The sequence below is a fragment of the Yoonia maritima genome (assembly GCF_002933395.1).
In the GTDB taxonomy this organism is placed as follows: Bacteria; Pseudomonadota; Alphaproteobacteria; order Rhodobacterales; family Rhodobacteraceae; genus Yoonia; species Yoonia maritima_A.
The window spans coordinates 136848-163453 of record NZ_CM009490.1 but is presented as its reverse complement, the minus strand read 5'-3'; the positions used below and the strand labels follow the sequence as shown (position 1 = coordinate 163453).

The following is a 26606-nucleotide window of genomic DNA, read 5'->3' as shown; positions in this document are numbered from 1 at the left end:
TCGATCTGGTCAAAGTGCTTCGGTCAGCGTAGGCACGGCATCGAATAGGTCGGCGACCAACCCATAATCCGCGACCTGAAAAATCGGCGCTTCTTCGTCTTTGTTGATGGCGACGATGATCTTGCTGTCTTTCATGCCCGCCAGATGCTGGATCGCGCCCGAAATACCGGCGGCGATATAAAGATCAGGGGCGACGACCTTACCAGTCTGCCCCACCTGCCAATCGTTGGGCGCATAGCCTGAATCAACGGCGGCACGGGACGCACCAACAGCCGCATCAAGTTTATCCGCCAAGGCTTCGATAATTTTGAAATGTTCTTCGGATCCAACGCCACGCCCACCGGACACAACGATCTTGGCCGAGGTCAGATCTGGGCGGTCGCTTTGCTGGACCTTATCTTCGACCCATTCGGACAGACCGGGATCATACGCGGCCGCAATGGTTTCGACGGTCGCGGACCCTGTTTGGGCAGCAGCGCTAAAACCCGCGGTACGTACTGTCAGCACCTTGGTCGGGTCAGTCGATTTTACTGTCTGGATCGCATTGCCCGCATAAATTGGGCGTTCAAACGTATCGCCATCAACAACCGCAGTGACATCCGTCAAAACCATCACATCAAGCAGCGCCGAAACACGTGGCAGGATGTTTTTCGCGCTAGCGGTCGCCGGGGCAACGATATGCGAATAATCCCCTGCCAGTGATACGATCAGCGCCGCCACGGGTTCAGCCAAGCCATTTCCATAGGCGGCATCGTCAGCACATAGAACTTTGCTAACACCCGCCAGTTTTGCACCCTGTGCTGCCGCATCCGCGCATCCTGCAGATGCACAAAGAAGAGTCACATCACCAAGCGCCTGCGCCGCAGTGACAGCCTTGCCAGTTTGATCAAGCGAGATTTCCCCGCCCTGCATTTCGGCCAATAGTAATACAGCCATCAGATGACCCCCGCTTCGTCTTTGAGTTTCGCAATCAGTTCGTTCACGTCTTTGACGATCACGCCTGCCGAACGCTGTGCGGGTTCTTTGGTGCTGATAATCTGAAGACGCGGGGTAACATCGACACCCAATTCGGCGGGTGTTTTCACCTCAAGCGGCTTTTTCTTGGCTTTCATGATATTGGGCAGCGACGCATAGCGCGGTTCGTTTAGGCGTAGATCGACGGTGATAATCGTCGGCATCTTAACCTTGATGGTTTGCAACCCGCCGTCGACTTCGCGTGTGACCGTCGCATGATCACCGTCAACGCCAACTTCGGACGCAAAGGTCGCCTGCGACCAACCCAACAATGCCGACAGCATCTGCCCTGTGGCGTTCATGTCATTGTCGATCGCCTGTTTGCCGCAAAGCACCAAACCCGGCGCTTCTTGCTTCACCACCTCGGCCAGCAATTTCGCAACGCTTAGCGGTTCGATATCGTCGTGCACATCTGTAACCGCTTCGATCAAAATCGCGCGGTCTGCACCCATTGCAAGCGCAGTGCGCAGCGTTTCTTGCGCCTGTTTGACGCCAATGGAAACAACGACAACTTCGTCGACTGTGCCTGCTTCCTTTAGACGGATTGCTTCTTCGACGGCGATTTCGTCGAAGGGGTTCATCGACATTTTGACGTTGGCCAGATCGACACCTGTGCCGTCCGCTTTGACGCGCACTTTGACGTTATAGTCGATGACACGTTTAACAGGGACTAAGACCCTCATTTAATAGACTCCACGATAATGGCGATGCCCTGCCCCACCCCGATACACATCGAGAGGCAGGCATATTTTCCGCCTGTTTCTTGTAAATTTCGTAATGCTGTCAGGATGATCCGTGCGCCGCTTGCGCCCAATGGATGACCCACCGCGATTGCCCCGCCATGTGGGTTCACACGGCTGTCGTTCGCGTCGATGCCCAAATGTTTGCAGCAGGCAACCGCCTGCGCGGCAAAGGCTTCGTTAATTTCGATCAGATCCATATCAGCCATGGTTAGGCCAGCGCGTTCCAATGCTTTGGGAACCGCAAAGGCCGGACCGATCCCCATGATACGCGGCGGTACACCAGCGACCGCGCCTGCAACAATCCGGCCAATTGGCTTGGCCTTGTCCGACGCTGCGCCGATCATCAGCATTGCGGCCCCATCGTTGATCCCTGACGCATTGGCGGCGGTCGTAACGCCCCCTGCAAAAAGCGGGCGCATCGCGTTCATCTTTTCAAGGTTCGCGTCGGGCCGGGGGTGTTCGTCTTGGTCCACCACCGTAACCGCGCCCCGTTTTCCGGTCACGTTGATCGGGGTAATCTCTTCATCAAAGAAACCACGCGCACGTGCCGCTTCGAACCGTTGTTGTGAAGCAAAGGCAAAAGCATCTGACGCATCGCGCGTGACTTCATAATCAACGGCAAGGTTGTCAGCCGTTTCCGGCATCGGAAAATCGCCGTACATCTCGGCTATTTTCGGATTGGGAAAGCGGGTGCCAATTGCGGTGTCATATATCGTGTTGTTACGATCCCAAGCGCTGGCACTTTTTCCGATGGCAAATGGCGCACGCGTCATGCTTTCGACGCCGCCCGCGATATAAAGCGGGGCCTCGCCCAGCGTTACAGACCGCGCGGCGTCAAGCGCCGACGCCATTGACGAGCCGCACAAACGGTTCACTGTCAGACCGCCCACCTCAATCGGCAAACCAGCCAGCAATCCGGCAAAGCGCGCGATATTGCGGCTGTCTTCACCAGATTGGCAAACATTCCCCAAAATAACGTCTTCGATCATCTCAGGCGGAAACGGGCTGCGTCTCACTAATTTTGCGATAACTTGGGCGGCTAAGTCATCAGGCCGGATCGCAGCAAGCGCGCCACCATGGCGGCCAAACGGGCTGCGCAGCCCGTCATAAACAAAAGCATTAAGCATCTTTTTCAGTGTCCATCTGGCTAAGCATTTCGGCAAAGATGGTCGTTAAAGATCCTTTCAGGATTTTGCCCGTCGCGGCCTGTGGTAGGCTATCCACCAGAACAATGTGCAGAGGAATTTTGTAGGAAACGACGTTCTCGCGCATCCAGCTTCGCAACTCTGCTTCGGTCACGTCACCTGACACGGTAACAAAGGCCAAAACGTCTTCGTTACCCGCACGTTCGCGCCCGACGACAGCGGATTGCACCACCGATTTATGCGCATTCAATGCGCTTTCCACTTCGGCCGGGTAGACGTTGAAACCCGAATGCACGATCAATTCTTTGCAGCGACCAACGATGTGAATCGCACCGTCGGGGTCAATACGACCGACATCGCCTGTCTTTAGGAAACCGTCAGCAGTGATAGCTTTTGCAGTCGCATCAGTGTCTTTGTAATAGCCCTTCATCACATTTGGACCGCGTACACAGATTTCACCAGCCCCATCTTCGGTGATACCGCGAAGCACGACTTCCAAGCCCGGTAGCGCAAGCCCAACAGACGTGTCTTGCCGTAGGTCATCACGCCGCGTGACCGATATTGTCGGCGAAGCTTCGGTCATCCCGTAGCCGTTATCCATATGCACACCGAATTTGCGCTCGATCTCGGATTTCCAATGCGGATCAAGCGGCGCACCACCCGAAGACATAACGCGAAGCGGTGTCTCGACATGGTCTACACCTGTGTCATGCAGTTCTTTTAAAATGGCGGCGTACATCTGCGGCACCGCTGGGAACAACGTCACGTTGTCTTGCAGCGCATCCAAAACCCGCCTTGCGTCAAACCGTGGCATCAACCGAATGGTTGCTCCGATATCCCAAACCGGAAGAAGGATTGCGCCAAATCCGTAAACATGCGTTCCGGGCAATACGCCCAGAACCACATCATTATCGCCCATTTCGCGTATGCGGGACGTTGCGGTTGCAACAAAGATAAGGTTTGCGTGGGTTAGCATCACCCCTTTTGGCGCGCCGGTCGTGCCTGACGTATAAAACAATGCTGCGACCTGATCTGCACCGGTCACAACAGGTTCAACCGCTACGTCACGCGCGGGTGAAGCAACGATACGCCCACAATCCAGCGTGCCCAATTCAACGCCCCCGACACGGGTAGCATGTGCTTGGGCCGCAGAAGAATCATCAACCGTGTAAAGAATGCAGCGCGCATCGGAATGGGCTAGCGCGGTGTCGATATCACGTTCGGTCACGCGTGCATTTAGCGGAACAATCCACGCGTCAACCTTGCTGATCGCTAAAATCGCAGCGACATAGGTCATCCCGTTTTCGGCAAGCAGAACAACACGGTCACCCCCGCGAACGCCGTGGACGCGTAACATCTGCGCCATCTCGTCCGAGATACGGTCGAGATCACCATAGGTGTAACTCCGACCGTCATCCGCGATCACTGCTACGCTGTCAGACGGATTTCCCCCAATCAAATCATGGATTCTTTGCATCATGGCCAAATGTTCTCCCCTTAAGGAGAAACATACACACGTAGCACGTTGCGTCAACATGCAGTGCAGTGCTTTACTATGTAAAGCACTTTGAATAAGATGAGCAAGTGCTTCACCCGCTTTGTTCAGACAGGTAAGGTGGGCCGCACGCACGTTTTTGCGAAGGAAATTAAGTGGTCGACGAAACTGATAGACGATATGCGTCAACGCTGGCTAAGGGTTTGCAGGTATTGCGCGCGTTCAGCCAAAAAGACGCATCACTTGGGAATCGCGAAATTGCCCGGCGTACTGGCATACATTCTTCGACGGTTTCGCGAATGACCTACACGCTCGCGAAACATGGATTTCTTGTACAGCTCCAACCGTCCGAATCGTTCCGTTTGGGACCTGCAGCGATTGCGCTTGGGTACACCGCCCGCGAAGGGTTTTCATTCTTGTCTCTCGCGGACGCTTTGATGCAAGAACTGGCTAATGATATTTCTGCACTGGTCGCGGTAGGTGTCCAAGATGGTGATGCGGTGATGTTGGCGCGGGTCTGGCGGCCCTTGGAACGCCCTGCAATCTGGTTGCAAGAAGGTCACCGGCTTCCAATGGATCGCAGTGCACCAGGTCGCGCGATTAAAGCATTTGCGACACCAAAACCCGATGACCTGCCATTAACCTTTGAGGATCGCCAAGCGCTGATCATCAAGGGCTATGTCACATCGCTGGGCGGCTGGAACGCCGAGGTGAACGCCTGCGCCGTACCTTTTGTACCCGACCAAACCGGCCTGCCCTTTGCGTTTCTATGCGGCGCTGGCATGGATGAAATGGACAATGACCGGATACATGACGAAGTGGGTCCCAAACTGATCGCGAAGGTAAACGCGCTCAAAGTGATGCTTGGGCTGTCGCAATAATCTGATCTAATCGCTGAAAATCGTGAGCCCCAACCAAACCGCGGTCAGGGCGGGGATTTCTGCTCCTTCGATGTCTATGGTCAACGTGTGGGTTTTGAGCAATTCGGTCGGCTTACGCTTTATCACATTGTTTAGCGTAAACCGCCCACGCAATCGCGACCCAGCGCGGACGGGCGCCAGAAAGCGGATTTTGTCAAAACCATAGTTCACGCCCATCACGCTCTCTTTGGACGACGGTAGCGAAGACTGCGCAAAATGGGCGGCCAATGACAATGTCAAAAACCCATGCGCGATCGTGCCACCGAACGGCGTTTGCGCAGCGCGATCTGGGTCGGTGTGTATCCACTGGTGATCCAACGTTGCAGCCGCAAAGGCATCTATACGCGCCTGATCAACCAACACCCAATCAGAGACAGCGACTTCTTGACTGATCAACGGTTCAGACGCGGCCAAGGACCTTGCGATTGCAGACATTTCACTTCCTTCAACAGTGTCGATTATTCAGCGACTTTTACGATGACTTTGCCCATTGCCTTGCGGTCCGACATCATGTTGATCGCATCGCCCGCCTGTGCAAGCGGATAACTGGCGTGAATGTGCGGCCGAATTTTACCTTCCGCATATAAGCGAAACAGATCACCCATGTTTTCTGCATGGCCTTTTGGATCGCGCCGGACAGCCGCCCCCCAAAAGACCCCCATAATCTGGCTGCCTTTCAAAAGCGGCAGATTTAGCGGCAGTTTTGGAATGCCCGCAGGAAAACCAACAACCAGATACCGTCCCTGCCAGCCAATAGCGCGCAACGCTGGTTCGGCGTAATCGCCGCCAACGGCATCGTAAACGACATCTACACCGTCGCCGCCTGACAGTTCTTTGATCTTGGTAGAAAACGCCCGCTGCGCATCACGATCCATGTCGCGTGGATAGATGATCGTATGATCTGCACCAATAGATTTGCAGAACGCAGCCTTATCTTCGGTCGAGACCGCGGCGATCACCGTGGCGCCTGCCGCTTTGCCCAATTCAATAGCAGCAGCACCAACACCACCTGCGGCACCCAAAATCAACAGCGTTTCGCCGGGTTTGATTTGCGCGCGATCTTTTAGGGCGTGGTGGGATGTGCCGTAAGTAAAGATAAAGCATGCGGCATCTGCAGACGGCATCGCGTCAGGTACTTTGACCGCGCGGGCAGCCTCTAATGTCATATGTGTGGCAAATGCGCCGTGACCCGTTAACGCGAGCACCCGTTCCCCGATGGTAAACCCAGTGACGCCTTCACCGATGGTCATTATTTCGCCGCTTACTTCGCCACCCGGGGCAAAGGGGCGCTGCGGTTTGAACTGATATAGGTCCCTAATAATCAGCGTATCTGGAAAGTTCACACCAGCCGCATGCACCTTGATCAAAAGCTCGCCCGCTTTCGGTTCCGGCGTCGGCAGTTCCGTCATTTCCAACATTTCAGGGCCACCGGGTTCTTTGCTAAGCATCGCTTTCATCGGGCTGTCTCCTCCTCGGGAATTTCAGTTTTGCACAACATCGAAAGATAATCGGGTTGTCAATCATTTTGCGAAATGCAATTCTGCTATGCGAAATATATGCTGACGCTGATCGCACATATGACGACCGGGGAGGAATAAATGTTAGATATTACGGATCCCAACGCATTCAGGTCCGCGATTCGCATGTGGTTGGATGACAACTGCCCTGTCGAAATGCGCGACGGTCAAAACACCCCAGATCATATCTGCTGGGGCGGCAAAAACTGGGCTTATGAATCAGATGCGCAGCAAATCTGGCTGGAACGCGCGTCTGCCCTTGGGCTGACGGTCCCGACGTGGCCGCGCGAATACGGCGGCGCAGGGTTAGAGCGCACACGCGAGAAGATTTACCGCGAAGAGCTAGCGCGCATAAACGCCCGCCTACCGCTTCAAAGCTTTGGCATCTGGATGCTGGGGCCTGCGTTGTTGAACTTCGGAACGCATGAACAAAAAGAAACCTACCTTCCGCCCATTGCGCGAGGCGAAATACGATGGTGTCAGGGCTATTCAGAACCGGGCGCGGGGTCTGACCTCGCCAGTGTGCAGACCAAATGCGAGGACATGGGCGATCATTGGCTGGTTAACGGGCAGAAGATTTGGACGTCTTACGCAGATAAGGCCGATGCCATCTTTGCGCTTGTCCGCACGGACAAAGACGCGCCCAAACACAAAGGCATTTCGTTCTTGTTGATCGATATGGCAGCCAAAGGCGTCAGCACGAAACCAATCCGGCTTATCTCTGGCAGCTCGCCGTTTTGCGAAACCTTCTTTGATGATGTCAAAGTACCCAAAGGTCACGTCGTCGGCGATGTGAACCGCGGCTGGGATGTTGCCAAGTACCTGTTGACCCATGAACGCGAGATGATTTCAGGCGGCGGCACGGGCGTGTCGGGTGGACGTGCGCTGGGGGCTGTTATCGCTGATGCGTATCCCGACGGGCTGACCGATACATCACTGCGCGCCCAAGCAATGGACGCCGAAATAGATGCACTTGCCATTTCGCTGACCATTGACCGTTACAAGGATCAATCCTTGACTGGCCAAGGCACAGGCCATGCGTCGGCCATGTTGAAATACATGGGGACCGAACTGAACAAGACGCGGCACGAACTGATCATGTCCGCAAACGGCAGTGATGCGTTGGATTGGGATGCTGGCCTTGCCGCCCCGTGGCTACGCACCAAAGCAAATTCAATCGAAGGCGGCACATCCGAAGTGATGCTTGGCATCATCGCGCGCCGCGTTCTTGATCTGAAATAGGACCACAGCAATGGCAAAACTCGTCAGAACCGAAGAGGAAACCATGCTGGCCGAAATGGCGCGAGGTTTTCTTGATGACGCGGCCCCTGTCGGACACTTGCGCAAACTGCGTGACGCTGGTGAAATCCATGATCCGGTACTTTGGACACAAATGGTCGCGATGGGCTGGGCCGGTATTTTAATCCCAGAAGACGCTGGCGGAAGCGACATGGGATTTTCGGCTGCCTGTGTGCTTGCCCAGGAAATGGGAAAGACGTTGGCGACTAGCCCTTTCCTATCCACAGCAGTCATTGCTGCAACGGCCTTGCGACAAGCAGGTGCCACCCTTGCAATGCGGGCGATTGCCAGTGGGCAATCCATTTATGCGCTCGCAATCGACGAACACGCGAAGTTCGCCCCAGAGAACACGCAGTTGATGGCGACTGCAGACGGCAACGGTTTCCAGCTGAATGGGCACAAGGCCTTTGTCGTCGATGGTGGTCTTGCAGATCGTGTGCTGGTTCTGGCGCGCACCGATGGCGGACTAACCCTATTCGATATAGCGGCCAACAGCGCCGGGTTAACGACGACCCAAAACAACATGATCGATAGCCGCAATGCGGCGGCACTTAGTTTTGATAATGTTGCGGCCACGGGTGATGACATCGTCGGCACGATCAATGATGCGATGTCCGTTTTGCAGCCAGCGCTGGCGGCAGGGCAAGCCGCGCTTGCAGCTGAAACCATCGGGCTTGCGACTGCCGCGATGGATATGACCGTTAGCTACCTAAAAGAACGCAGCCAGTTTGGCGTTAAAATCAGCAGCTTTCAGGCGCTTCAACACCGCGCCGCGCATTTGTGGTGCGAAACCGAGGTGACCACATCTGCTGTACTCAACGCTGGACGCGCGCTTGATGAAAACCCTTGCGACGCCACGCTTGCTGTTTCGCTTGCCAAAGCACGTGCCATCCGCACGGCGAAACTTGCCGTCGTCGAAGGTGTTCAAATGCATGGCGGCATTGGCATGACCGATGAATTCGACATGGGGTTTTACATGAAACGCGCCCGCGTTGCAGCCGAATGGCTGGGTGACTACGGCTACCACGCCGAACAAATCGCAAGGCTTCGCGGATTCTGATCAATCACACAGATCAGCGGCCTGTTGCAGCCATTTTTTGACGGACAAAGGAACACTCTATGCGTAACGCAGTTATCGTCTCGACCACCCGAACACCGATCGGGAAAGCATTCCGTGGTGCGTTCAACGCGACCACACCCACTGCTCTTGCGGCCCATGCTATTACTAACGCCGTGCAGCGTGCGAACGTTGACCCTGCCCTGATCGAAGATAGCATTTTCGGCGCGTCATTGCAGCAGGGCGTCCAAGGCGGAAACATCGGGCGGCGTGCCGCATTGCGTGCCGGGCTGCCTGTGACCGTCGGCGGCATGTCGATTGATCGCCAATGTGCGTCTGGGCTGATGGCCATTGGCACCGCGTGCAAACAGGTAGCAATGGATGGAATGGATGTTGTGATCGGCGGCGGCGTCGAAAGCGTTTCAATGGTGCAAAACAAAGAATTCCGGGGCGGCACTGACCCATGGCTGATCGCAAACAAACCCGAAGCCTATATGTCCATGCTTGAAACGGCTGAAACGGTTGGCGAACGCTACGGCCTTTCGCGCGAATATCAGGATGCTTACGCCGCACAATCGCAGGCACGCACCCACGCCGCGCAACAGGCTGGAAAATTCGACGACGAAATTGTCCCGATGACCACGATCAAAAAGGTTGAAAACCGCGAAACCGGTGAATGGTTCGAAGAAGAGGTCACGCTAACCAAGGACGAAGGCAACCGCCCTGCGACCACCGCAGAAAGCCTTGCGTCGCTGGATCCCGTCTTTAAGGACGGCATCCACATCAAAGAAGGCAAACACATCACCGCCGGTAACGCGAGCCAGCTATCTGACGGTGGTTCAGCGATGGTCATCATGGAAGAGAAATTCGCGGCCAAGAACGGTTCAACCCCACTAGGGCGCTGTGTTGGCATCACTGCGGCCGGGTGTGAACCCGATGAGATGGGCATTGGTCCGGTCTTTGCCGTGCCCAAACTGCTTAAGGCGCATGGCCTAAAGATGGACGATATCGGCCTGTGGGAACTGAACGAAGCCTTCGCCGTTCAGGTTCTTTATAGCCGTGATCAACTGGGTATTCCTGACGAAATCCTTAACGTGAATGGCGGCGCGATTTCGATCGGTCACCCTTATGGCATGTCCGGCGCGCGCATGGCGGGTCATGCCCTGATCGAAGGCAAACGCCGTGGCGTGAAATACGCCGTCGTAACCATGTGTGTCGGTGGCGGCATGGGTGCTGCCGGTCTGTTCGAAATCTTTTGATGGCACGGATTACATCCAATCGTGACGACAGCCATTTACCCGCAGCCCTACAAGGGTTGCGGATTCCTCTGGTGTCGGCACCGCTATTTATCATTTCGGGTCCTGAATTGGTCTTTGCGCAATGCAAGGCCGGGATCGTGGGATCATTTCCAGCGTTGAATGCGCGCGAAGATAACAGCGAACCGCCGATGTTGGACATTTGGCTGCGCCAGATCACAGAAGAACTTGATCGCTACAACCAAGCAAACCCAGATACGCCGGCAGCACCGTTTGCGGTGAATCAGATTGTGCATCGCTCAAACACGAGATTGGAACGCGACCTTGAGATTTGTACAAAATGGCGTGTCCCGATTTGGATCACATCATTAGGTGCCCGCCCCGAAGTGAACGATGCAGCGCGTAGCTGTGGCGGTATTGTGCTGCACGATGTGATCAATAACACCTTCGCCCACAAAGCGATCGACAAAGGTGCCGATGGGCTGATCGCCGTTGCGGCTGGCGCAGGTGGGCATACAGGCGCACAGTCGCCATTGGCGCTGATTAGTGAAATCCGCAGCTGGTTTCACGGCCCACTTCTTTTGTCTGGGTCCATTGCGACGGGCCAAAGCCTGCTCGCCGCGCGTGCGATGGGGGCCGACCTTGGCTATATGGGATCGCCCTTTATCGCCACGACAGAGGCGAACGCCACAAGCGACCACAAACAAATGGTCACTGATTGTGGGGCCGAAGATATTATCACTTCGTCACTCTTTACCGGTGTGACAGGCAACTATCTGAAACCATCCATCACGCGGGCGGGACTAGACGCCGATCATCTGCCCCATGGCACCCAAGATAGCATGAGCTTTGCCGATGGCGCTGCCAAACCCAAGGCTTGGAAAGACGTCTGGGGTTCAGGCCAAGGTATCGGTGCGGTTAGTAACGTCACTGATGTCGCAAACCTTATCAACCGGATAGACCGCGAATATCACGCAGCCGGACAGGCATTGGTGGCGGAATTCGATGGCTGAGTTGTTGATCATCAGACACGGCCAAGCGTCCTTTGGGGCGGCAAATTATGATGCGCTATCCGCGTTGGGGCACCAGCAGGCAACCCTGATTGGGGATACTTTGCGGGCGTCCGGCTGGACACCTGACCGGGTCATTTCAGGCACATTGACCCGGCAGGTCGATACGCTCGCGGCTATGGGTTTTGCTATCGATCCAGAACGCCATGCGGGGTTCAACGAATATGATTTTCAAGACCTGCTAAGGGCCCGCAGTAATACCAAAATATCGTCCGATGACCGCAAGGCGCATTTCCGGCTTTTGCGCGAAACTGTCCATGCGTGGATGCGTGGCGAAATACCCGACCCGACCGAAACATGGGACAGCTTTACCACCCGTGTTGAGGCTGCCCGTCAGTTTGCAATTTCTAGTGACGCGAAACGCGTATTGGTCGTGAGTTCTGGCGGCGTGATCGGTCAAATGGTGTCCCATACGCTAGGTGGCCCAGTAGAAAACATGATGACGCTGAACTTGCAGATCAAGAACACAGCCATAACCCGCTTTGTTTATTCGGACCGTGGTTTCCACCTGCACGAATTCAACAGCACCCCGCATTTCGCAAATGGCGAAGGGGCCAAGATGATCAGTTATAGTTAGGGACGCGATGACAACCGATACGCAAAATCTCGATATCCCGGTGATCACCGATTATCTATCAGATCACCTACCAGGGTTTGCTGGCCCGTTAAGTGTTTCCAAGTTTCAACAAGGTCAGTCAAACCCGACATTCCTGCTGGATACCCCAACGAAACGTTTTGTCCTACGGCGAAAACCACCGGGACAATTGCTCAAGTCCGCACATGCAGTGGATCGCGAATACCGCGTACAAAAGGCGCTTGCCGACAGCGATGTGCCTGTCGCCACGATGCACCACCTTTGCGAGGATGACAGCATCATCGGATCAATGTTCTATATCATGGACCACGTTGATGGCCGGAACTTTAACCTGCCGACACTACCTGACCTGACATCGGCGGACCGTGGTGCCGTCATCCGCGAAATGAACCGTGTGCTTGCTGCGTTGCACGATATCGACATCGATGCGCGCGGGCTGTCTGACTATGGCCCGCCGGGCAATTATTTCGAACGGCAAATCGGGCGATGGACGAAACAATACCGCGCCTCTGAAACCGAAAAACTGCCAGCTATGGATCGGCTAATTGACGCGCTGAACAACCAAATACCCGCCGATGACGGCCAGCGAACATTGGTGCATGGCGACTATCGGATCGACAATATGATGTTTGCCAAAGACGGCACCAATTGTCTGGCTGTTTTAGATTGGGAGCTGTCCACAATAGGTCATCCTTATGCAGATTTGGCCGCCGTGATCATGCAGTGGCAAATGCCTGCGGGGCCCGAAGGACGCGGGTTGGAAGGGATCGACAGAGGCGCGCATGGGTTACCCAGTGACGGTGATTTCATCGCTCAGTATTGCGACCGACGCGGCATCCCAGAAATCGCAAACTTTGGTTTTTACTTATCGTTTTGCTTTTTTCGTATGGCAGCAATCATTCAAGGCGTGCGTAAACGCGGGATGACCGGCAACGCGTCAAACCCAGAGCGCGCGAAAAAAACCGGAGAAAAAGTCCCGCTGTTTGCACAACGCGGACTAGAGGCATTGGAACAAGCATAAATCACAAAAGCCGAAATTAGATTTCGCAATGCGGAACAAAATTGTTTGAATCATAGGGCAGTTGTGCAAAACTGATTCAATAATCGAAGGTCGTCACATCGGAGGAACGTCGCGACTTTATTCTTTGGGAGGAGAAAAAGATGAACAAGACCAAAACAGGCGTACTCGGTGCGCTTACGGCGCTAATGCTAAGTACCTCGGCATCTGTTGCTGACACGGTAAAAATTGCCTTTATCGACCCACTGTCTGGCCCATTCGCCGCAACTGGGGAAAATGCGTTTCATTTGTTTCAATATGCCGTCGACGCAGTCGTAAACGATCAAGGCGGGGTTCTAGACGGCGACACATTCGAGATCGTTGGTCTTGATAATAAAATCAGTGCGACCGAAACCCTGATCCACCTGCAAACCGCAATTGACGATGGTGTACGTTATATTGTGCAGGGGCAATCATCGGGTGTGGCTGCCGCGCTGATTGACGCGATCAACAAACATAACCGCCGCAACCCTGACCAACAGGTTCTGTTTCTAAACTATGCGGCGATTGATCCTGCGCTCACGAATGAGGCGTGTAGCTTTTGGCACTTTAGCTTTGATGCAAACTCTGACCTGAAAATGGATGCGCTGACGGATGTGATCGCGGAAAATCCGGATCTTACCTCCGCCTATTTAATCAACCAAGACTACAGCTTTGGCCGGGCGGTCGCGGCAAGCGCGACATCAATGCTCGCAGACAAGCGCCCCGATATCACGATCGCCGGGGACGAAGTTCACCCGATTGGGCAGGTCAAAGACTTTACCCCCTACGCACGGAAAATCGTTTCATCTGGCGCTGACTTTGTCATCACAGGGGCGTGGGGCGCAGACATGTATGGGTTGGGGACGTCCCTGATTGCGAACGGTTTCACCGGCCCAATCTATACCTACTATGCAGCGGCAAGCGGTATCACAGCTGGGTTTGGCGAAGCAGGAAAAGGATCGCTATTCATCCTTGCCGAAGGTCAAACAAACCCACCCGCATCTGAAGAAGCAGAACAATATGTTGCTGGCTTCAAAGAAGCCTTCCCCGGTGAAAACTTTACCCTTGCGCGCACATCCAACGTGATCCGCATGTTGGCCGCCGCAATCAACGAGGCCGGAACAGCGACTGACGTGGTGGCCGTTGCGAACGCGCTCGAAGGCCTTGAGATCGAAAACCCATTTGGTGGAACGCTCTATATGCGCCCAGACAACCATCAAGTCATTCAAGATGTGCACGTGATGGCCCACACCGATGACGGGGTTACAAATTCACTAGACGGATCGCCCTATGGTCTTCTTGTGTCAGATTCCGTTGTCGCCGCTGGCCGGGATTCCGCCACAACCTGTGAGATGGATCGTCCCTGATCCATCATCGCGCCCGCGCCTGATCGTCATTCCCCGGTCAGGCGCATTTTACGCCATTTGGTGTTAGACTAACCCCCCGGAGGAACGAAATGGACCTGATACTCGTCAACCTTATTGACGGTCTCGTCACAGGCCTTTTGCTGTTTATGCTTTCAGCAGGATTGACGCTCATCTTTTCTATGATGGGTGTTTTGAACTTTGCACACGCCAGTTTTTACATGCTTGGCGCTTATTTTGGTTATCAGATCAGCCAGTACATGGGCTTTTGGATGGCGCTTTTGTTTGCGCCTATTATTGTCGGCATTTTTGGCGCCGGGGTCGAACGATACGGCCTGCGCCGCGTCCATCAACACGGCCACGTTGCCGAACTGATCTTTACCTTTGGTTTGGCACTGCTGATTGAAGAAGCCGTTCAATTTTTCTGGGGCAAAAGCCAAGTGCCATTCATGGTGCCAGAGGCGCTTGATTTTGCGCTATTCTCAATTTCCGGCAATGCGATCCCAGCCTACAAAATCTTTATGATTTTTATCGCGATCGGAATATTTGCGGGGCTGTTATACGTACTGACGAAAACCCGGATCGGCATGATCATCCAAGCCGCGCTTAGCTTTCCACGCACAGTCGAAGCATTGGGCCACAACGTTCCACTCATCTTTATGTGCGTCTTTGGCGTTGGAACCGCACTTGCGGCTGTTGCGGGTGTCATTGCGGGGCCTGTATTGGGCACCTTCCCAGGCATGGCGTTTGTCTTGGGCTCAATCGTGTTCGTTACCATCGTGATTGGCGGGCTGGGGTCGCTTTGGGGTGCGTTGTTTGCATCCCTTCTGATTGGCTGGATGACAACCTTTGCTGCGTCCTACAACGTTGGCTTGGCCGAGATTTTAACCGCAATCGGGATCAGCAAACCTGTTGATATGGCAAACAGCCCATGGCGTGATTTCTGGCAAATCACCCTGTCACAGATTGGCCCGATCTTACCTTACTTGTTGATGGTGCTGACGCTGATCTTCCGCCCTCACGGCCTATTCCGAAAGGGTGGCTTATGACCGATACGACCCACAGTTTTTCACGACCATTTGGTATCAGCCTCCGCACTGTCATGCCGTGGCTAGTCGCGACAATCGTACTGCTTTTGCTACCCTTTGTGTTTTCGGCGAATTCGACCATTACGGTCATGAACCAGATGGCCATTACGATCATCTTTGCCTTGGCTTACAACATGCTGTTGGGACAAGGCGGGATGCTATCGTTCGGTCATGCGGTGTTTATGGGCATCGGCGGCGTCTTTGCCGTCCACGTCATGAGCTATGTCGAAGTATTCGGTGCCCCACTGCCGCTTCCATTGTTGCCGATATTTGGCGGAATTGCCGGGCTGATCTTTGCTTGCATCATCGGCAGCTTTTCAACACGGCAAGCCGGAACCGTCTTTGCGATGATCTCGCTTGGTGTTGGTGAACTGATCGCGGCCTGTTCGCTGATTTTCGTCGCCTTCTTTGGCGGTGAAACTGGCGTATCAGCTGACCGGACATATGGGCTGCCGGTCTTTGGTGTCGAATTTTTGCGCCAATCCGAAGTCTATTATCTGATTGCTGGCTGGCTGCTGCTATCCGTTTTGCTAATGTATCTATACACCCGCACACCAATGGGGCGCATGGCCAACGCGGTACGTGACAACCCGGAACGCGCTGAATTCTTAGGATATTCTGCACGATGGGTACGTTTCTATTCGTTCATCTTTTCAGGGTTCTTTGCGGGTATCGCTGGTGGCTTGTTCGCGCTGAACTATGAAATCATGACGACCGAAAACATGAGCCTCGTGCAATCTGGCAAGATCCTGCTGATCACCTTTCTAGGCGGTATGGGGTTTTTCGTCGGACCGATCATCGGTGCGATTGTCTTCACCCTGCTGACAACCGTGCTTAGCCGCTACACTGAGCTTGGCGCGCTTTACATTGGCACGATCTTTGTTCTGACCGTGATGTATTGTCCGCGTGGATTGGCAGGGCTGCTTATGATGCACGAACCGGCATACAGGCTTGGCAAACTACGGCTTCTGCTCGCGCCCTATCTAAAACTGGTGATCCCAGGAACGGTGGCTGTCCTTGGCAGTGCGGCAGTGTTTGAAATGCTGTTCCACGTTCGCCACGCCACGCCGGGGCAACATGAAATGGGGCTGTTTGGGATCACCTTTGACAGTCACAGCCCGTTCGCGTGGGTTATCGCAATCGGCGGCACGCTGGCGGCCATGGTCATCACGCGCAAGCTCATCCCGCAAATCAATGATGCATGGCACGACGCCAATACCGTCGAAGGAGGTGCGAAATGAACCACGCGCTTGAACTCAGTGATCTTAAGAAAAGCTATGGCAAAGCCGAGATCATTCGCGGCGTTGATCTGAAAATCGACAAAGGCGAACGCCACGCGATTATCGGGCCAAACGGCGCTGGCAAATCAACGCTGTTCAACCTGATAACCCGGCGCATGGCACCCACCGAAGGTAAGGTGCATCTGCATGGGCAAGACCTACACGGTCTTGTCCCGTTCAAAGTAAACCGCATGGGGCTAAGCCGGTCATTTCAGATCAGCAACATCTTTCCACGCCTTAGCGTGTTTGAAAACGTGCGCTGTGCGCTGTTTTATTCAATGGGGTTTAAGTATTCATTCTGGACAATGGTCGACAGGTCAAAGCCATTAACCGAAGCCGCAGATGCCATCATCGAACAGATCAACCTGACCTCGCGGCGCGATCTGCCTGCTGGGGTGTTATCCTATGCCGAACAGCGTGCGCTTGAAATCGGGCTGACGATTGCTGGTGGTGCTGACGTTATCATGCTTGACGAACCCACCGCCGGGATGAGCAACACAGAAACGGACTATATCGTTGATCTGATCCGAAAGGTGACCGTCGGCAAAACCTTGGTGATGGTTGAACACGATATGGGCGTTGTCTTTGGGCTGGCCGACCGCATTTCGGTTCTAGTCTATGGCCAGATCGTCGCGACAGGCACCCCAGAAGAGGTCCGCGCAAACCCCAAAGTACAAGAAGCCTACCTTGGTACGGCAATCACGGCGGAACACTGACATGCTGGAAATCGAAAATCTGCACGCCTACTACGGCAAATCCCACGTGCTGCAAGGCGTGAACATGAACATCAAAGAAGGCGAAATTGTCGCGCTTTTGGGCCGCAACGGTGTTGGCCGTTCAACCACATGCAAAACCGTGATCGGAGAAGTTCCCCCGCATGGGTCTGTGCGTTTCAAAGGCACCGAAATTGCAGGCAAAAAAGCATTCGACATCGCCCGCCTAGGTCTTGGCTATGTTCCTGAAAACCGCGACATCTTTCCGGGGCTCACGACACGGCAAAACCTGATCCTTGGATTAAAGCCGGGTCAAAAGGACGGATCGGGGCGCTGGTCTTTGCAGGACATGTTCGACATGTTCGAAAACCTAAACAACCGCGCCGACACCGAGGCCAGCGTTCTGTCCGGCGGTGAAAAGCAGATGCTGACCATGTGCCGGGCGTTGATGGGGGATCCTGACCTGATCATGATTGACGAACCGACCGAAGGGCTTGCCCCGCAGATGGTGCAAAAGGTCGCCGAAGTTCTGAAAGAAATTGCCAAGCGCGGTATTTCGACACTGTTGGTGGAACAAAAGCTGGATATCGCGATGGATATTTCTGACCGCGTCTATGTGATGGGCCACGGGCGGGTCGTGTTCGAAGGCACACCGCAAGAGCTAAAAGCGAATGACGCTGTTCGGAAAGAATGGCTTGAAGTCTAGGCAATGGCCCGGCGCACATATGCGCCGGGCTTTCTCATTACGACTTACGGAATATTCTGTTCAGCTTGCGCATACCACCAATCCAGCGGTCATAATTTTCAGATTTTTTACGGAAATATCCCAACACCTCTGGATGCGGCAAAACAAGGAATGTCTCTTCTTTGATCGCCTGCACACAGGCCTCTGCCACGGGTTCTGGCTCTAGCAACCCATCAAGCGACGCGACGGATTGTTCATTGCCGCGTGTCATGTCGGACCGCACGGCCTGTGGGCATAGAACCGAAACACCAATACCATCATCGCCGTGGGTCAGGGCCAACCATTCGGCCAAACCAACAGCCGCATGCTTACTAACGCTATAGGGCGCCGCGCCGACTTGGCTTAATAGCCCCGCCGCTGACGCCGTATTCAGCAAATACCCGCCACCACGGGCGATCATCAATGGCACAAGATGACGTGCGGCCCAGACATGGGCCATGACGTTGATATCCCATATCCGCTGCCAGTCTTCATTCGCGGCCTCTGCACCGCCTTTGACCATGATCCCGGCATTCGAACAAAACAGATCAATCGGGCCAATATTGGTTTCAACGTCCGCGATAAGCTGCGCGATCTCTGCCTCGATACCAACATTCACCTGATACGACACACCACCACTGGCGGCAGCCGTCTCAGCAGCGCCTTCGGCGTTTAGATCAACACAGACAACGCATTTCGCACCTTCAGCCGCCAACCGAAGCGCGAGCGCACGGCCAATCCCGCTGGCCGCGCCTGTGACAACGGCAATCTTTCCGCTGATCTCCATGATCTCACGCCCACATATTTGTGCCGCCACAGACCGTCAGCGCCTGCCCGGTCATATAGCTACTGGCATCAGAGGCGAGGAAAACGGCCAGCCCTTTGAAATCCTCTGGTTCACCCAACCTGCGAAGCGGGATTTCGTTGCGCGCCCGTTCAGCGGCTTCGGGGTTATCCCATAGTTCCTTGGCAAAATCTGTCTTGATCACACCGGGGCAAATCGCATTACAGCGAATGCCCTGCGGCCCGTATTCCAGCGCGAGATTGCGCACTAAACCGATCAGCGCCAGTTTTGACATGCCATAATGCCCAAGCATGGTGGATGGTTTGTAGGCCCCAACCGACGCGGTAAATATCATCGAACCGCCGCCATTGGCGACCATATCCGGGGCAAGCAACTGCGCCAGCCAAAGGTTAGACTGCACATTCGCGGTCATGATTTTTTCATACGCCGCGTCAGGAATTTCAGAGGTCTTGCCGTAAAAGGGATTTACCCCTGCGTTCCCGATCACGATATCAACTGGCCCAACGTCTGATTTGGTCTGGGCCACCAGCGCCTCTAGCTGATCCTTGTAACCGACGTTGGCCGCAATTCCGGTGGCGCAATCCTTGCCAACGGACGCGTTAATACCTGCGGCGGCTTCGTCTAGCTGATCTTGCTTGCGCGATGAAATCACCACCCGCGCCCCCTGCCCTGCCAGCGCAGTCGCCATCGCCAGCCCCATGCCCTTTGATGCGCCCGTCAGCAGCGCCGTCTTTCCTGAAAGATCAAACATGGCTTACCCCCCGTTTCGCGTGTTTGACGCCTGAAATGCCTTCACCTCGGCGCGGGCGACGACAGCATGGTGAACCTCGTCCGGACCATCCGCGAAACGTAATGTCCTTTGATTTGCGTACATCTCAGGCAGCTCTGACCATTGGGACATGCCTGTCGCGCCGTGAATTTGGATGGTTTGATCAATGATCTGACACACCTTTTCGGGGACCATCGCCTTGATCATCGACACCCAAATGCGAGCCTCTTTGTTGCCCAGCGTATCCATCGCCTTTGCCGCCTTAAGAACCATCAAACGCATCGCTTCGATTTCGATCCGCGCGCGTGACAGAGTTTCCATATTCTTACCAAGGTTGATCAGCTTGTCGCCGAACGCCTCTCGGCCAAGCCCACGGGACATGAACAGGTCCAACGATTTTTCCGCCATGCCGATCGACCGCATACAGTGGTGAATACGGCCCGGCCCCAAGCGCAACTGGCTAATCTCAAACCCGCAGCCCTCGCCCATCAGGATGTTTTCCTTGGGAACACGGACGTTGTTCAATCGCAAATGCATATGGCCGTGCGGCGCATGGTCGGCACCAAACACCGTCATCGGACCAACGATCTCTAATCCCGGTGTGTCCATTGGGATCAGAATTTGTGACTGCTGCCGGAATGTCTCTGCCTCGGGAGATGTTTTGACCATACAGATCATCACTTTGCAGCGCGTGTCGCCTGCCCCGGAAATATAGTATTTCTCGCCGTTTATGACCCATTCGTCACCGTCCAATACGGCAGAGGTCTGGATATTGCGTGCATCCGACGACGCATGTCGCGGTTCTGTCATGCCAAAGCAGGACCGGATTTCACCGGCAAGCAACGGCTTTAGCCATTTCTCTTTTTGCGCAGTCGTCCCCACGCGTTCCAATACTTCCATATTGCCCGTATCTGGTGCCGAACAATTGAGTGTCTGGGACGCCAAAGGGTTCTTGCCCAGTTCAAACGCAATGTACGCGTAATCAAGGTTCGAAAGACCTTCGCCAGTTTGGGCGTTTGGAAGAAAGAAATTCCAAAGCCCGGCATCCCGCGCCTTTTGCTTTGCTGCTTCTAACAATTCTGCCTGACGCAGAGACAATGACCAACGCGCCTCGCCCGTATTTGCAGCCGCATGAAATTCTTCAGTGATCGGATCCACATTTTCCGCGATGTGCTTTGTCACGGCTGCCAGCAATGGCTTGGCTTTGTCGGACATCTCAAGATTGTTCATCTCAAAGGGCGTATCTGTGTGTGCCATGCGGGCTCCTTGGGTCATTCCAATTTGGGCGATGCAAATGACCGGACGCACAAGCGCGGCAAAGGACTGACCAGTCCGCGCAGCGCAGACTAACCAAATAAATGTTTCCTCCCCACGGGGCCATCACGCCCTGTGCAATCCGACGCAATAGCGCCCGACGAAATCTATCTTAGTCGGCGAATACCATACTGCCAATACCGCATAGCGAAATTATATTTCGCATTATGTTAATTCCCAGTGAAGATAGGCGCACGCTTTGCTAGAAACGCATCCCGTCCTTCGGCAGCATCAGCGCTACGGGCTAACAACGGCTGCATCTGACGTTCATATTCCAAAGCGGCATCAACCTGCCATGCCAAGAAATCGCGGATGTAAGCGCGCGGCATTGGGGCTGCCTGCATCGCGGTGCGCGCCAGCGACACCCCCAGATCAAGCGCACTGCCGGGGTCGGTCAGGTGATCCACCATTCCGATTGCCTCTGCACGGGGCGCATCAATGGGTGTCGGGTTCAGCATAATCTGCTGCGCACGCCCAACCCCAACACGCGCCGGCAAGGTCGCCAACATACCCATATCTGGGATCAGACCAATCTTGGCAAAACTTGCGATGAAACGGGCATCCGTGGCGGCAACAATTGTCTCGCATGCGAGCGTCGTCGAAAACCCAGCGCCAGCCGCCCAACCTTCAACGGCAGCGATCAGTGGTTTGGGAAACCGCATCATCCGGCTTGTCAGATCTTTCATAACCGAAAACCGATCGCGTGACTCGGCAAAGCTGGTGCCCCCCATTTCGCGAATATCCCCACCAGCCGAAAAATGGCCTCCTGCCCCGGTCAGTACCACTGCGCCGACCTCGGTATCATTCTCGGCCTTAGCCAGCGCATTCACCAGCATTTGTCGCACTGGATGCCCGATTGGGTTTCGGCGTTCTGGGGCAGATATAGTCAAAATAAGCACGCCATCATCAAGAGTTTGTTCAATCATCGTATCCGTCTTTCCATCATCGTGGCCTGTTTCATCGGGGCGATCTTGCATCATCAAAGCAGTCGCAAACGTGATTCGATCCGGTCTTCAAAAACCGAATCGATCCAGTTTTGTGTGTCCTGAACGCGCGCCAACTGACACGAATCCACAACTGCGAAACTTAATTTCGCATTTTTATAGCAGTTGCGAAACTTAATTTCGCATTTTTATTGACACAGCCCTCTTGGTCACAAAATCTTGTTCCCACGCACCTTGTCAGGTGCACCAGGGAGGAAAAAATGACGAAGAAAATACACACAACTTTGCTAAAGATTTCGACCGCCGTCTGCGTGATGGGCGCGACAGCCGCCGTGGCGGGCACGCCTGAACGCTCCGGGCAGTCGGTCGCGTCGATCTTTGAACGAGGCACATACGGAGAATTCACCTTTTCTGCAGTTTCGCCTGACCTAACCGGGGAAACATCAGGCGGCGACGACATCAGCGATTTGGGCGATACTTATTACGGGTTTGGAGGAGCCTTTAAGAAAGATATCGACGATACGCTGTCCTTTGGTGTGATCTTTGATCAACCGTGGGGGGCAGATATCACCTATAATATGGATGCCACAAATGGGGTTTTCTCAGACGCCAACACCGAATGGAACAGCTCAGCGATCACCGCTCTTGGGCGATATAGACTGGGCAACGGCTTTAGCCTCCATGGCGGCTTACGCGCAGAAACCTTAGAGATCGACGTAAACCTGCCGGCTGCAGGTGCCGAGAACACAATCGAAGCTAGCACAGGTTTTGGCTATACTGTCGGTGCCGCCTACGAAATCCCCGCAAAGGCGGCGCGGATCTCGTTAACCTATCATTCTGTGGTCGAACACAATGCCGACGTCAGCTTTAACGGCGCTGATGACGGCGATACAACGTTCGATATGCCATCATCGTTTAATCTTGAATTCCGGCGTGCGATCTCAGCGACGACAATCGTGTTTGGCAGCGCGCGCTATATCGATTGGAAGTCTCTCGACATCAACACAAACAGCTTTGGCGATCTGGTGTCTTACTCGGACAACACACTGCAAACATCCATCGGTGTTGGCCGGGCGTTCAGCAAAGAATGGGCGGGCATTGTTTCGGTAGACTTTGAACCTGCGACCGATAGCCCTGTATCAGATTTGTCGCCGACTGATGGCAAACTTGGATTGGGTGTCGGTGCGACCTACACAATGGACCAAACCAAGATCACAGGAATTGTAAAAGTGCTTAGCAACGGGGATGCCGTTTCGAATGCTGGCAGCATGTTTGACGACAACACGACAGTTGCCCTTGGCTTAAAGATCGCGCGAACATTTTAATGTAAGTGGCAAACGCGGTATCAGGGGGCGCTTTGGCGCCCCTTTTTATTTTGCACCACCCGTAGACTGAACCGCGCCATAAGAAAGCCGCTCTGTCGCGGCCCGAATACGTGGACCGTAAACCTCGATCAGCTCTGACGGTTCAACAAGGAATGCGGGACCACCCAAGTTTATCGCACAGGTCCGTTCACCATTCAGCGAAAACACCGGCGCGGCGATACCGTTCACCTCTGGCAGCCAATCACCAAAGGATGTACAAAAGCCATATTTGTCATAATCATCAAGACCTTGACCTAAACCATCATGGATACGCGCCTTTTCATCCGGGCGTTCCGCGACCGCAGCATCCACAATCGTTTGGCGTTCATCTTCTGGCATCGTCGCCAGAACGACCCGCCCAATTGCACTATGAAATAATGGTATTCGCGCACCGACGTTATTATTTAGCGAAACCGCCTGCTGGCTCCGGCGCACTGCGGTGTAAACGACCGACATCCGGAACCGTTCCCCAAATGACGCCGTCAAATGCGGGTTGGGCCCTGCGCACAAGTCAATCAATTCTTCCACAGCACGATCCGACATTTCGATGCCAGACAATACGCCAAAGCCAAGCGCCAGAACCCCACCACCAAGCCGGTAGGTCCCGGTTCTTTCTGAATAAACAAGATACTCAAGCTTGCACAAAGTATGCGTTAACCGCGAAATCGTTGGCTTTGGTAACCCGGTCCGTGTGGCGATTTCCAGATTGGTCAATGTGGTTTCATGCGGGCGAAATGCGCGCAGAATATCCAAACCACGCGCAAGCGCTGAAACGAACTTTCTGTCGTCGCCGTCGATATCGTTCAGGTCGTCGTCCGCCATCGTGCCCTTTGCCTTCTTATCCGGATCAGGGTCGCACCCTGATGAAACACATCATCCCTGTCTATGCGCCAAAACGGAGAACGCCAATTGGTTTCTTGGATGGTACAAAGGTTAACGGCAGATATGTTTGCGAATTTTCTTAGCCGAACATTTCGCGCATCGCCGTGGCAAGTTCAACAAATACGGTTTCTGGCACAGGCGCCCCAAGGCTCGTGCGCAAGCATAGGCTGGTGATCTGCGGCGCATTTCGTTCTGGGTGACCGTTATCGCGAATAATCGCGCGCAGTTTCGCGGCGTCTTGCGGGCTACGGGCCACCGCTGAAACACGTGGCAAAGGGGATTTTTCGGGATGATACCGTATGCCAACGGCCCCTTCTTGGGAATAAAAACACATATTCGCCAATTCAGGGCCGACATGTTCAGCGCCACGCGCGGATCCTTTGCGAAGCCGGTTTCGTTCTTGGCGAATTTCTGGTGCGCCAAATACGTCTTTTTGTTCGCGCTTATGTTCGGACACAGACATTTTTTGTTCGAATAGATAGGCGTTGATTTGCACCAACATGTCCAACCCTGACGACAACAACAGCACAACAATGGCGACCGGTACCAAACGCCAGATAAGCATCTGAGACACCTGAAACGTGCATGATACAGGGCATAGGTCCAGACGAAACAAGATGTCCCGCAACGTCCAAATCCCAATAAATGCCGCGCCAAACCAGATGACCACCCGCACGAGCCCAACCCCATTTTCAATCCATGCACGGCGGCCAAAAACCCGCTTTAGCCCCGATGCCGGTGATAGCTTTTCGAACTTGGGCGTCAGCGGTTTGACAGAAAACGGAATGCCTTTGTGAAACAAAATCGTGATGATGACCGCGCCAGCCATGGTTGCCAGTGCAACAGGGGCAACCGTACGCGCAACGGTGTTCACGGTCAGCGCGAACAGCGCACCGCGCGTTTCTGACAAAGGCTGGGGCACAGCCAAAAAAATCTGGGCAAAGATGTCTTCTAACTGCAGTAAAACAAACTGCCCGATGATCAGCAGCGTCAAAAGCCCTAGCGCGGTCGTAAAAAATGACGTCATCGCCTGCGATTGGGGCACGTTGCCTTCCTCGCGCTGCTTACGCAATTTTTTGGCGGTTGCCGGTTTGGTTTTTTCCTCTGTTTCGCTCATTTAAGAAGCCCATCCAGCAATGGTAAGGCGAACAGCGATTGGGCCATCCGCCCATCATTTGCCCGCGCCACGTACAGCACCAGAATGGGAAGCGCGACCATGGCAGTCAGGTTCTTTGACAAAAACGCATGTTCATATAGCCGAAACCGTTGCGCTAGCCGTGCCGCAATCGCGAGCGCGAAATCAATGGCGACAAAGATAATCAACAATGGCGCTGCAATCAGCAAGGCATCACGTAGCAACGCATCAACAAGCCCGGCCACGATCAATCCCGCATCGCCAGAAAGATCAGGCAGAACCAGCCCAATAGGCCAGATCACATAGCTTTGGTAGACGCCGTCAATCAATCGCCACAGGCCGCCAGCTGCGAAAAAGCCGGACAGGCCGATAAGTAAATAAAGCAAACCAAAGGTCTGTAACTGCCCCCCTGATGGGTCCGCGGTGCCCGCATTGGATTCGCCTCGATAGGTATCTGTAATCGCGCCCGCGAATTGCAGCGCCAGAAATGGCAGGCTCGCCAATACGCCCAGCCCATAACCCAGCGCAAATTCCTTGATCAGGACCAACGCAATATTCGCTCCGCCAAGATTGGCACGCAAATCAGCAAAGCCTTCGATACTTGTCAGCATGATCGGCAACGATAAGGCAATCGATATGGCGGCGCGCGGCAATACCGATGTCGCCATTCCCCAGCCAAAGGCCAGAAACCCAAACATCAGACCGAACGGTCGCAACATGTTCAGCGCGATAAAGAGGAAAACCGATTCCAACGGAAGCGACAAAAATCGTGTGATGACAATGTCATCCATCGGCTATCGACCGACCGACGCCAGATCACCAAACAGGTTGGCAGTATGCGTCATCAGCGGCGACACCAGATACCCGCCAAATGTCAGCAAAACAAACGCGATTGATACAATTTTCGCCGTCTGCGCCAGTGTCTGATCTTGAATTTGGGTCACCGCCTGAAAGATCGAAATCACCAGCCCAACAACAGTCGCCACCGCAAGCGGAATACCGGCGATAATTGCCGCGTCCAGCATGAACGCAACAAGATGACCAACATAGGTAGTGTCTTCCATTGCAGGCGCC

General features: G+C 54.3%; 27 protein-coding genes. 13 read left to right on the top strand and 14 right to left on the bottom strand.

Annotated features, from left to right (window positions below; all coding sequences use genetic code 11):
* Positions 1-9 precede the first annotated feature (9 nt).
* Genes CYQ09_RS00820 through CYQ09_RS00805 form a run of 4 tightly spaced genes read right to left on the bottom strand, consistent with a single transcriptional unit; the run spans position 10 to position 4382 of the window.
* Entirely contained in the window at positions 10-936 is a 927-nt protein-coding gene (locus CYQ09_RS00820; RefSeq protein ID WP_106743512.1) for an electron transfer flavoprotein subunit alpha/FixB family protein, read from the bottom strand.
* On the bottom strand, positions 936-1697 hold the full coding sequence (locus CYQ09_RS00815; RefSeq protein WP_106743511.1) for an electron transfer flavoprotein subunit beta/FixA family protein: 762 nt from the start codon (positions 1695-1697) through the stop codon (positions 936-938). Before CYQ09_RS00815 ends, CYQ09_RS00820 begins: the two co-directional genes overlap by 1 nt.
* Positions 1694-2884 (bottom strand): acetyl-CoA C-acyltransferase, encoded by a 1191-nt coding sequence (locus tag CYQ09_RS00810; RefSeq protein WP_106743510.1) that lies wholly within the window; start codon positions 2882-2884, stop codon positions 1694-1696. Before CYQ09_RS00810 ends, CYQ09_RS00815 begins: the two co-directional genes overlap by 4 nt.
* A complete protein-coding gene (locus CYQ09_RS00805; RefSeq protein WP_162617513.1) occupies positions 2877-4382 on the bottom strand; it encodes a class I adenylate-forming enzyme family protein in 1506 nt (501 codons plus the stop codon). The genes CYQ09_RS00810 and CYQ09_RS00805 overlap by 8 nt, the downstream gene beginning before the upstream one ends.
* Positions 4383-4552: 170 nt before the next feature.
* Here CYQ09_RS00805 and CYQ09_RS00800 point away from each other — a divergent pair, with 170 nt between their 5' ends.
* The gene (locus CYQ09_RS00800) at positions 4553-5278 is read left to right on the top strand and encodes an IclR family transcriptional regulator (RefSeq protein ID WP_106743508.1); all 726 of its coding nucleotides are present in this window, start codon (positions 4553-4555) and stop codon (positions 5276-5278) included.
* 6 nt (positions 5279-5284) lie between these two features.
* On the opposite strand, the gene CYQ09_RS00795 is transcribed toward CYQ09_RS00800, so the two are convergent.
* Together CYQ09_RS00795 and CYQ09_RS00790 are read right to left on the bottom strand one after the other, a co-directional pair.
* Positions 5285-5752 (bottom strand): MaoC family dehydratase, encoded by a 468-nt coding sequence (locus tag CYQ09_RS00795; RefSeq protein ID WP_106743507.1) that lies wholly within the window; start codon positions 5750-5752, stop codon positions 5285-5287.
* Between the two features lie 23 nt (positions 5753-5775).
* Positions 5776-6774 (bottom strand): NADPH:quinone oxidoreductase family protein, encoded by a 999-nt coding sequence (locus CYQ09_RS00790; protein ID WP_106743506.1) that lies wholly within the window; start codon positions 6772-6774, stop codon positions 5776-5778.
* A 141-nt stretch (positions 6775-6915) separates the two neighbouring features.
* On the opposite strand from CYQ09_RS00790, the gene CYQ09_RS00785 reads away from it, so the two are divergent.
* From CYQ09_RS00785 to CYQ09_RS00735, 11 genes are all read left to right on the top strand, one after another.
* The gene (locus CYQ09_RS00785; protein ID WP_106743505.1) at positions 6916-8076 is read left to right on the top strand and encodes an acyl-CoA dehydrogenase family protein; all 1161 of its coding nucleotides are present in this window, start codon (positions 6916-6918) and stop codon (positions 8074-8076) included.
* Positions 8077-8086: 10 nt separating this feature from the next.
* Positions 8087-9193 (top strand): acyl-CoA dehydrogenase family protein, encoded by a 1107-nt coding sequence (locus CYQ09_RS00780; RefSeq protein WP_204353886.1) that lies wholly within the window; start codon positions 8087-8089, stop codon positions 9191-9193.
* 59 nt (positions 9194-9252) lie between these two features.
* Positions 9253-10449: an acetyl-CoA C-acyltransferase gene (locus CYQ09_RS00775; protein ID WP_106743504.1), complete on the top strand. Its 1197-nt coding sequence runs from the start codon at positions 9253-9255 to the stop codon at positions 10447-10449.
* Complete coding sequence (locus CYQ09_RS00770) at positions 10449-11459, top strand: NAD(P)H-dependent flavin oxidoreductase (RefSeq protein ID WP_106743503.1); 1011 nt, start codon at positions 10449-10451, stop codon at positions 11457-11459. Before CYQ09_RS00775 ends, CYQ09_RS00770 begins: the two co-directional genes overlap by 1 nt.
* Positions 11452-12093, top strand: a complete 642-nt coding sequence (locus tag CYQ09_RS00765) for a histidine phosphatase family protein (RefSeq protein ID WP_106743502.1) — start codon at positions 11452-11454, stop codon at positions 12091-12093. The genes CYQ09_RS00770 and CYQ09_RS00765 overlap by 8 nt, the downstream gene beginning before the upstream one ends.
* Before the next feature lie 7 nt (positions 12094-12100).
* A complete protein-coding gene (locus tag CYQ09_RS00760; RefSeq protein WP_106743501.1) occupies positions 12101-13132 on the top strand; it encodes a phosphotransferase family protein in 1032 nt (343 codons plus the stop codon).
* Between the two features lie 140 nt (positions 13133-13272).
* Positions 13273-14517, top strand: a complete 1245-nt coding sequence (locus CYQ09_RS00755; protein ID WP_106743500.1) for a branched-chain amino acid ABC transporter substrate-binding protein — start codon at positions 13273-13275, stop codon at positions 14515-14517.
* Between the two features lie 89 nt (positions 14518-14606).
* Positions 14607-15563 carry a branched-chain amino acid ABC transporter permease gene (locus tag CYQ09_RS00750; RefSeq protein ID WP_106743499.1) on the top strand — a complete coding sequence of 319 codons (957 nt, stop codon included), beginning with the start codon at positions 14607-14609 and terminating at the stop codon, positions 15561-15563.
* The gene (locus CYQ09_RS00745) at positions 15560-16843 is read left to right on the top strand and encodes a branched-chain amino acid ABC transporter permease (protein ID WP_106743498.1); all 1284 of its coding nucleotides are present in this window, start codon (positions 15560-15562) and stop codon (positions 16841-16843) included. Before CYQ09_RS00750 ends, CYQ09_RS00745 begins: the two co-directional genes overlap by 4 nt.
* Positions 16840-17598: an ABC transporter ATP-binding protein gene (locus CYQ09_RS00740; RefSeq protein ID WP_106743497.1), complete on the top strand. Its 759-nt coding sequence runs from the start codon at positions 16840-16842 to the stop codon at positions 17596-17598. Before CYQ09_RS00745 ends, CYQ09_RS00740 begins: the two co-directional genes overlap by 4 nt.
* A 1-nt stretch (position 17599) precedes the next feature.
* A complete protein-coding gene (locus tag CYQ09_RS00735) occupies positions 17600-18301 on the top strand; it encodes an ABC transporter ATP-binding protein (RefSeq protein WP_106743496.1) in 702 nt (233 codons plus the stop codon).
* Between the two features lie 37 nt (positions 18302-18338).
* Here the strand turns inward: CYQ09_RS00735 and CYQ09_RS00730 are convergent, their stop codons facing one another.
* The 4 genes from CYQ09_RS00730 to CYQ09_RS00715 form a co-directional block, all read right to left on the bottom strand.
* A complete protein-coding gene (locus CYQ09_RS00730; RefSeq protein WP_106743495.1) occupies positions 18339-19106 on the bottom strand; it encodes an SDR family oxidoreductase in 768 nt (255 codons plus the stop codon).
* A gap of 4 nt (positions 19107-19110) precedes the next feature.
* Positions 19111-19875: an SDR family NAD(P)-dependent oxidoreductase gene (locus tag CYQ09_RS00725; RefSeq protein ID WP_106743494.1), complete on the bottom strand. Its 765-nt coding sequence runs from the start codon at positions 19873-19875 to the stop codon at positions 19111-19113.
* A 3-nt stretch (positions 19876-19878) separates the two neighbouring features.
* Positions 19879-21123 carry an acyl-CoA dehydrogenase family protein gene (locus CYQ09_RS00720; RefSeq protein ID WP_106743560.1) on the bottom strand — a complete coding sequence of 415 codons (1245 nt, stop codon included), beginning with the start codon at positions 21121-21123 and terminating at the stop codon, positions 19879-19881.
* 254 nt (positions 21124-21377) lie between these two features.
* A complete protein-coding gene (locus CYQ09_RS00715) occupies positions 21378-22187 on the bottom strand; it encodes an enoyl-CoA hydratase/isomerase family protein (protein ID WP_106743493.1) in 810 nt (269 codons plus the stop codon).
* A 224-nt stretch (positions 22188-22411) separates the two neighbouring features.
* Between CYQ09_RS00715 and CYQ09_RS00710 the strand changes: the two genes are divergently transcribed.
* Complete coding sequence (locus CYQ09_RS00710; RefSeq protein WP_162617512.1) at positions 22412-23476, top strand: OmpP1/FadL family transporter; 1065 nt, start codon at positions 22412-22414, stop codon at positions 23474-23476.
* A 45-nt stretch (positions 23477-23521) separates the two neighbouring features.
* Here the strand turns inward: CYQ09_RS00710 and CYQ09_RS00705 are convergent, their stop codons facing one another.
* The 4 genes from CYQ09_RS00705 to CYQ09_RS00690 form a co-directional block, all read right to left on the bottom strand.
* Positions 23522-24337 carry an IclR family transcriptional regulator gene (locus tag CYQ09_RS00705; protein WP_106743491.1) on the bottom strand — a complete coding sequence of 272 codons (816 nt, stop codon included), beginning with the start codon at positions 24335-24337 and terminating at the stop codon, positions 23522-23524.
* 139 nt (positions 24338-24476) lie between these two features.
* Complete coding sequence (locus CYQ09_RS00700; protein ID WP_106743490.1) at positions 24477-25514, bottom strand: EscU/YscU/HrcU family type III secretion system export apparatus switch protein; 1038 nt, start codon at positions 25512-25514, stop codon at positions 24477-24479.
* Entirely contained in the window at positions 25511-26323 is an 813-nt protein-coding gene (locus CYQ09_RS00695; RefSeq protein WP_106743489.1) for an EscT/YscT/HrcT family type III secretion system export apparatus protein, read from the bottom strand. Before CYQ09_RS00695 ends, CYQ09_RS00700 begins: the two co-directional genes overlap by 4 nt.
* Positions 26324-26326: 3 nt before the next feature.
* The gene (locus tag CYQ09_RS00690; protein ID WP_106743488.1) at positions 26327-26596 is read right to left on the bottom strand and encodes a flagellar biosynthetic protein FliQ; all 270 of its coding nucleotides are present in this window, start codon (positions 26594-26596) and stop codon (positions 26327-26329) included.
* Positions 26597-26606 lie beyond the last annotated feature (10 nt).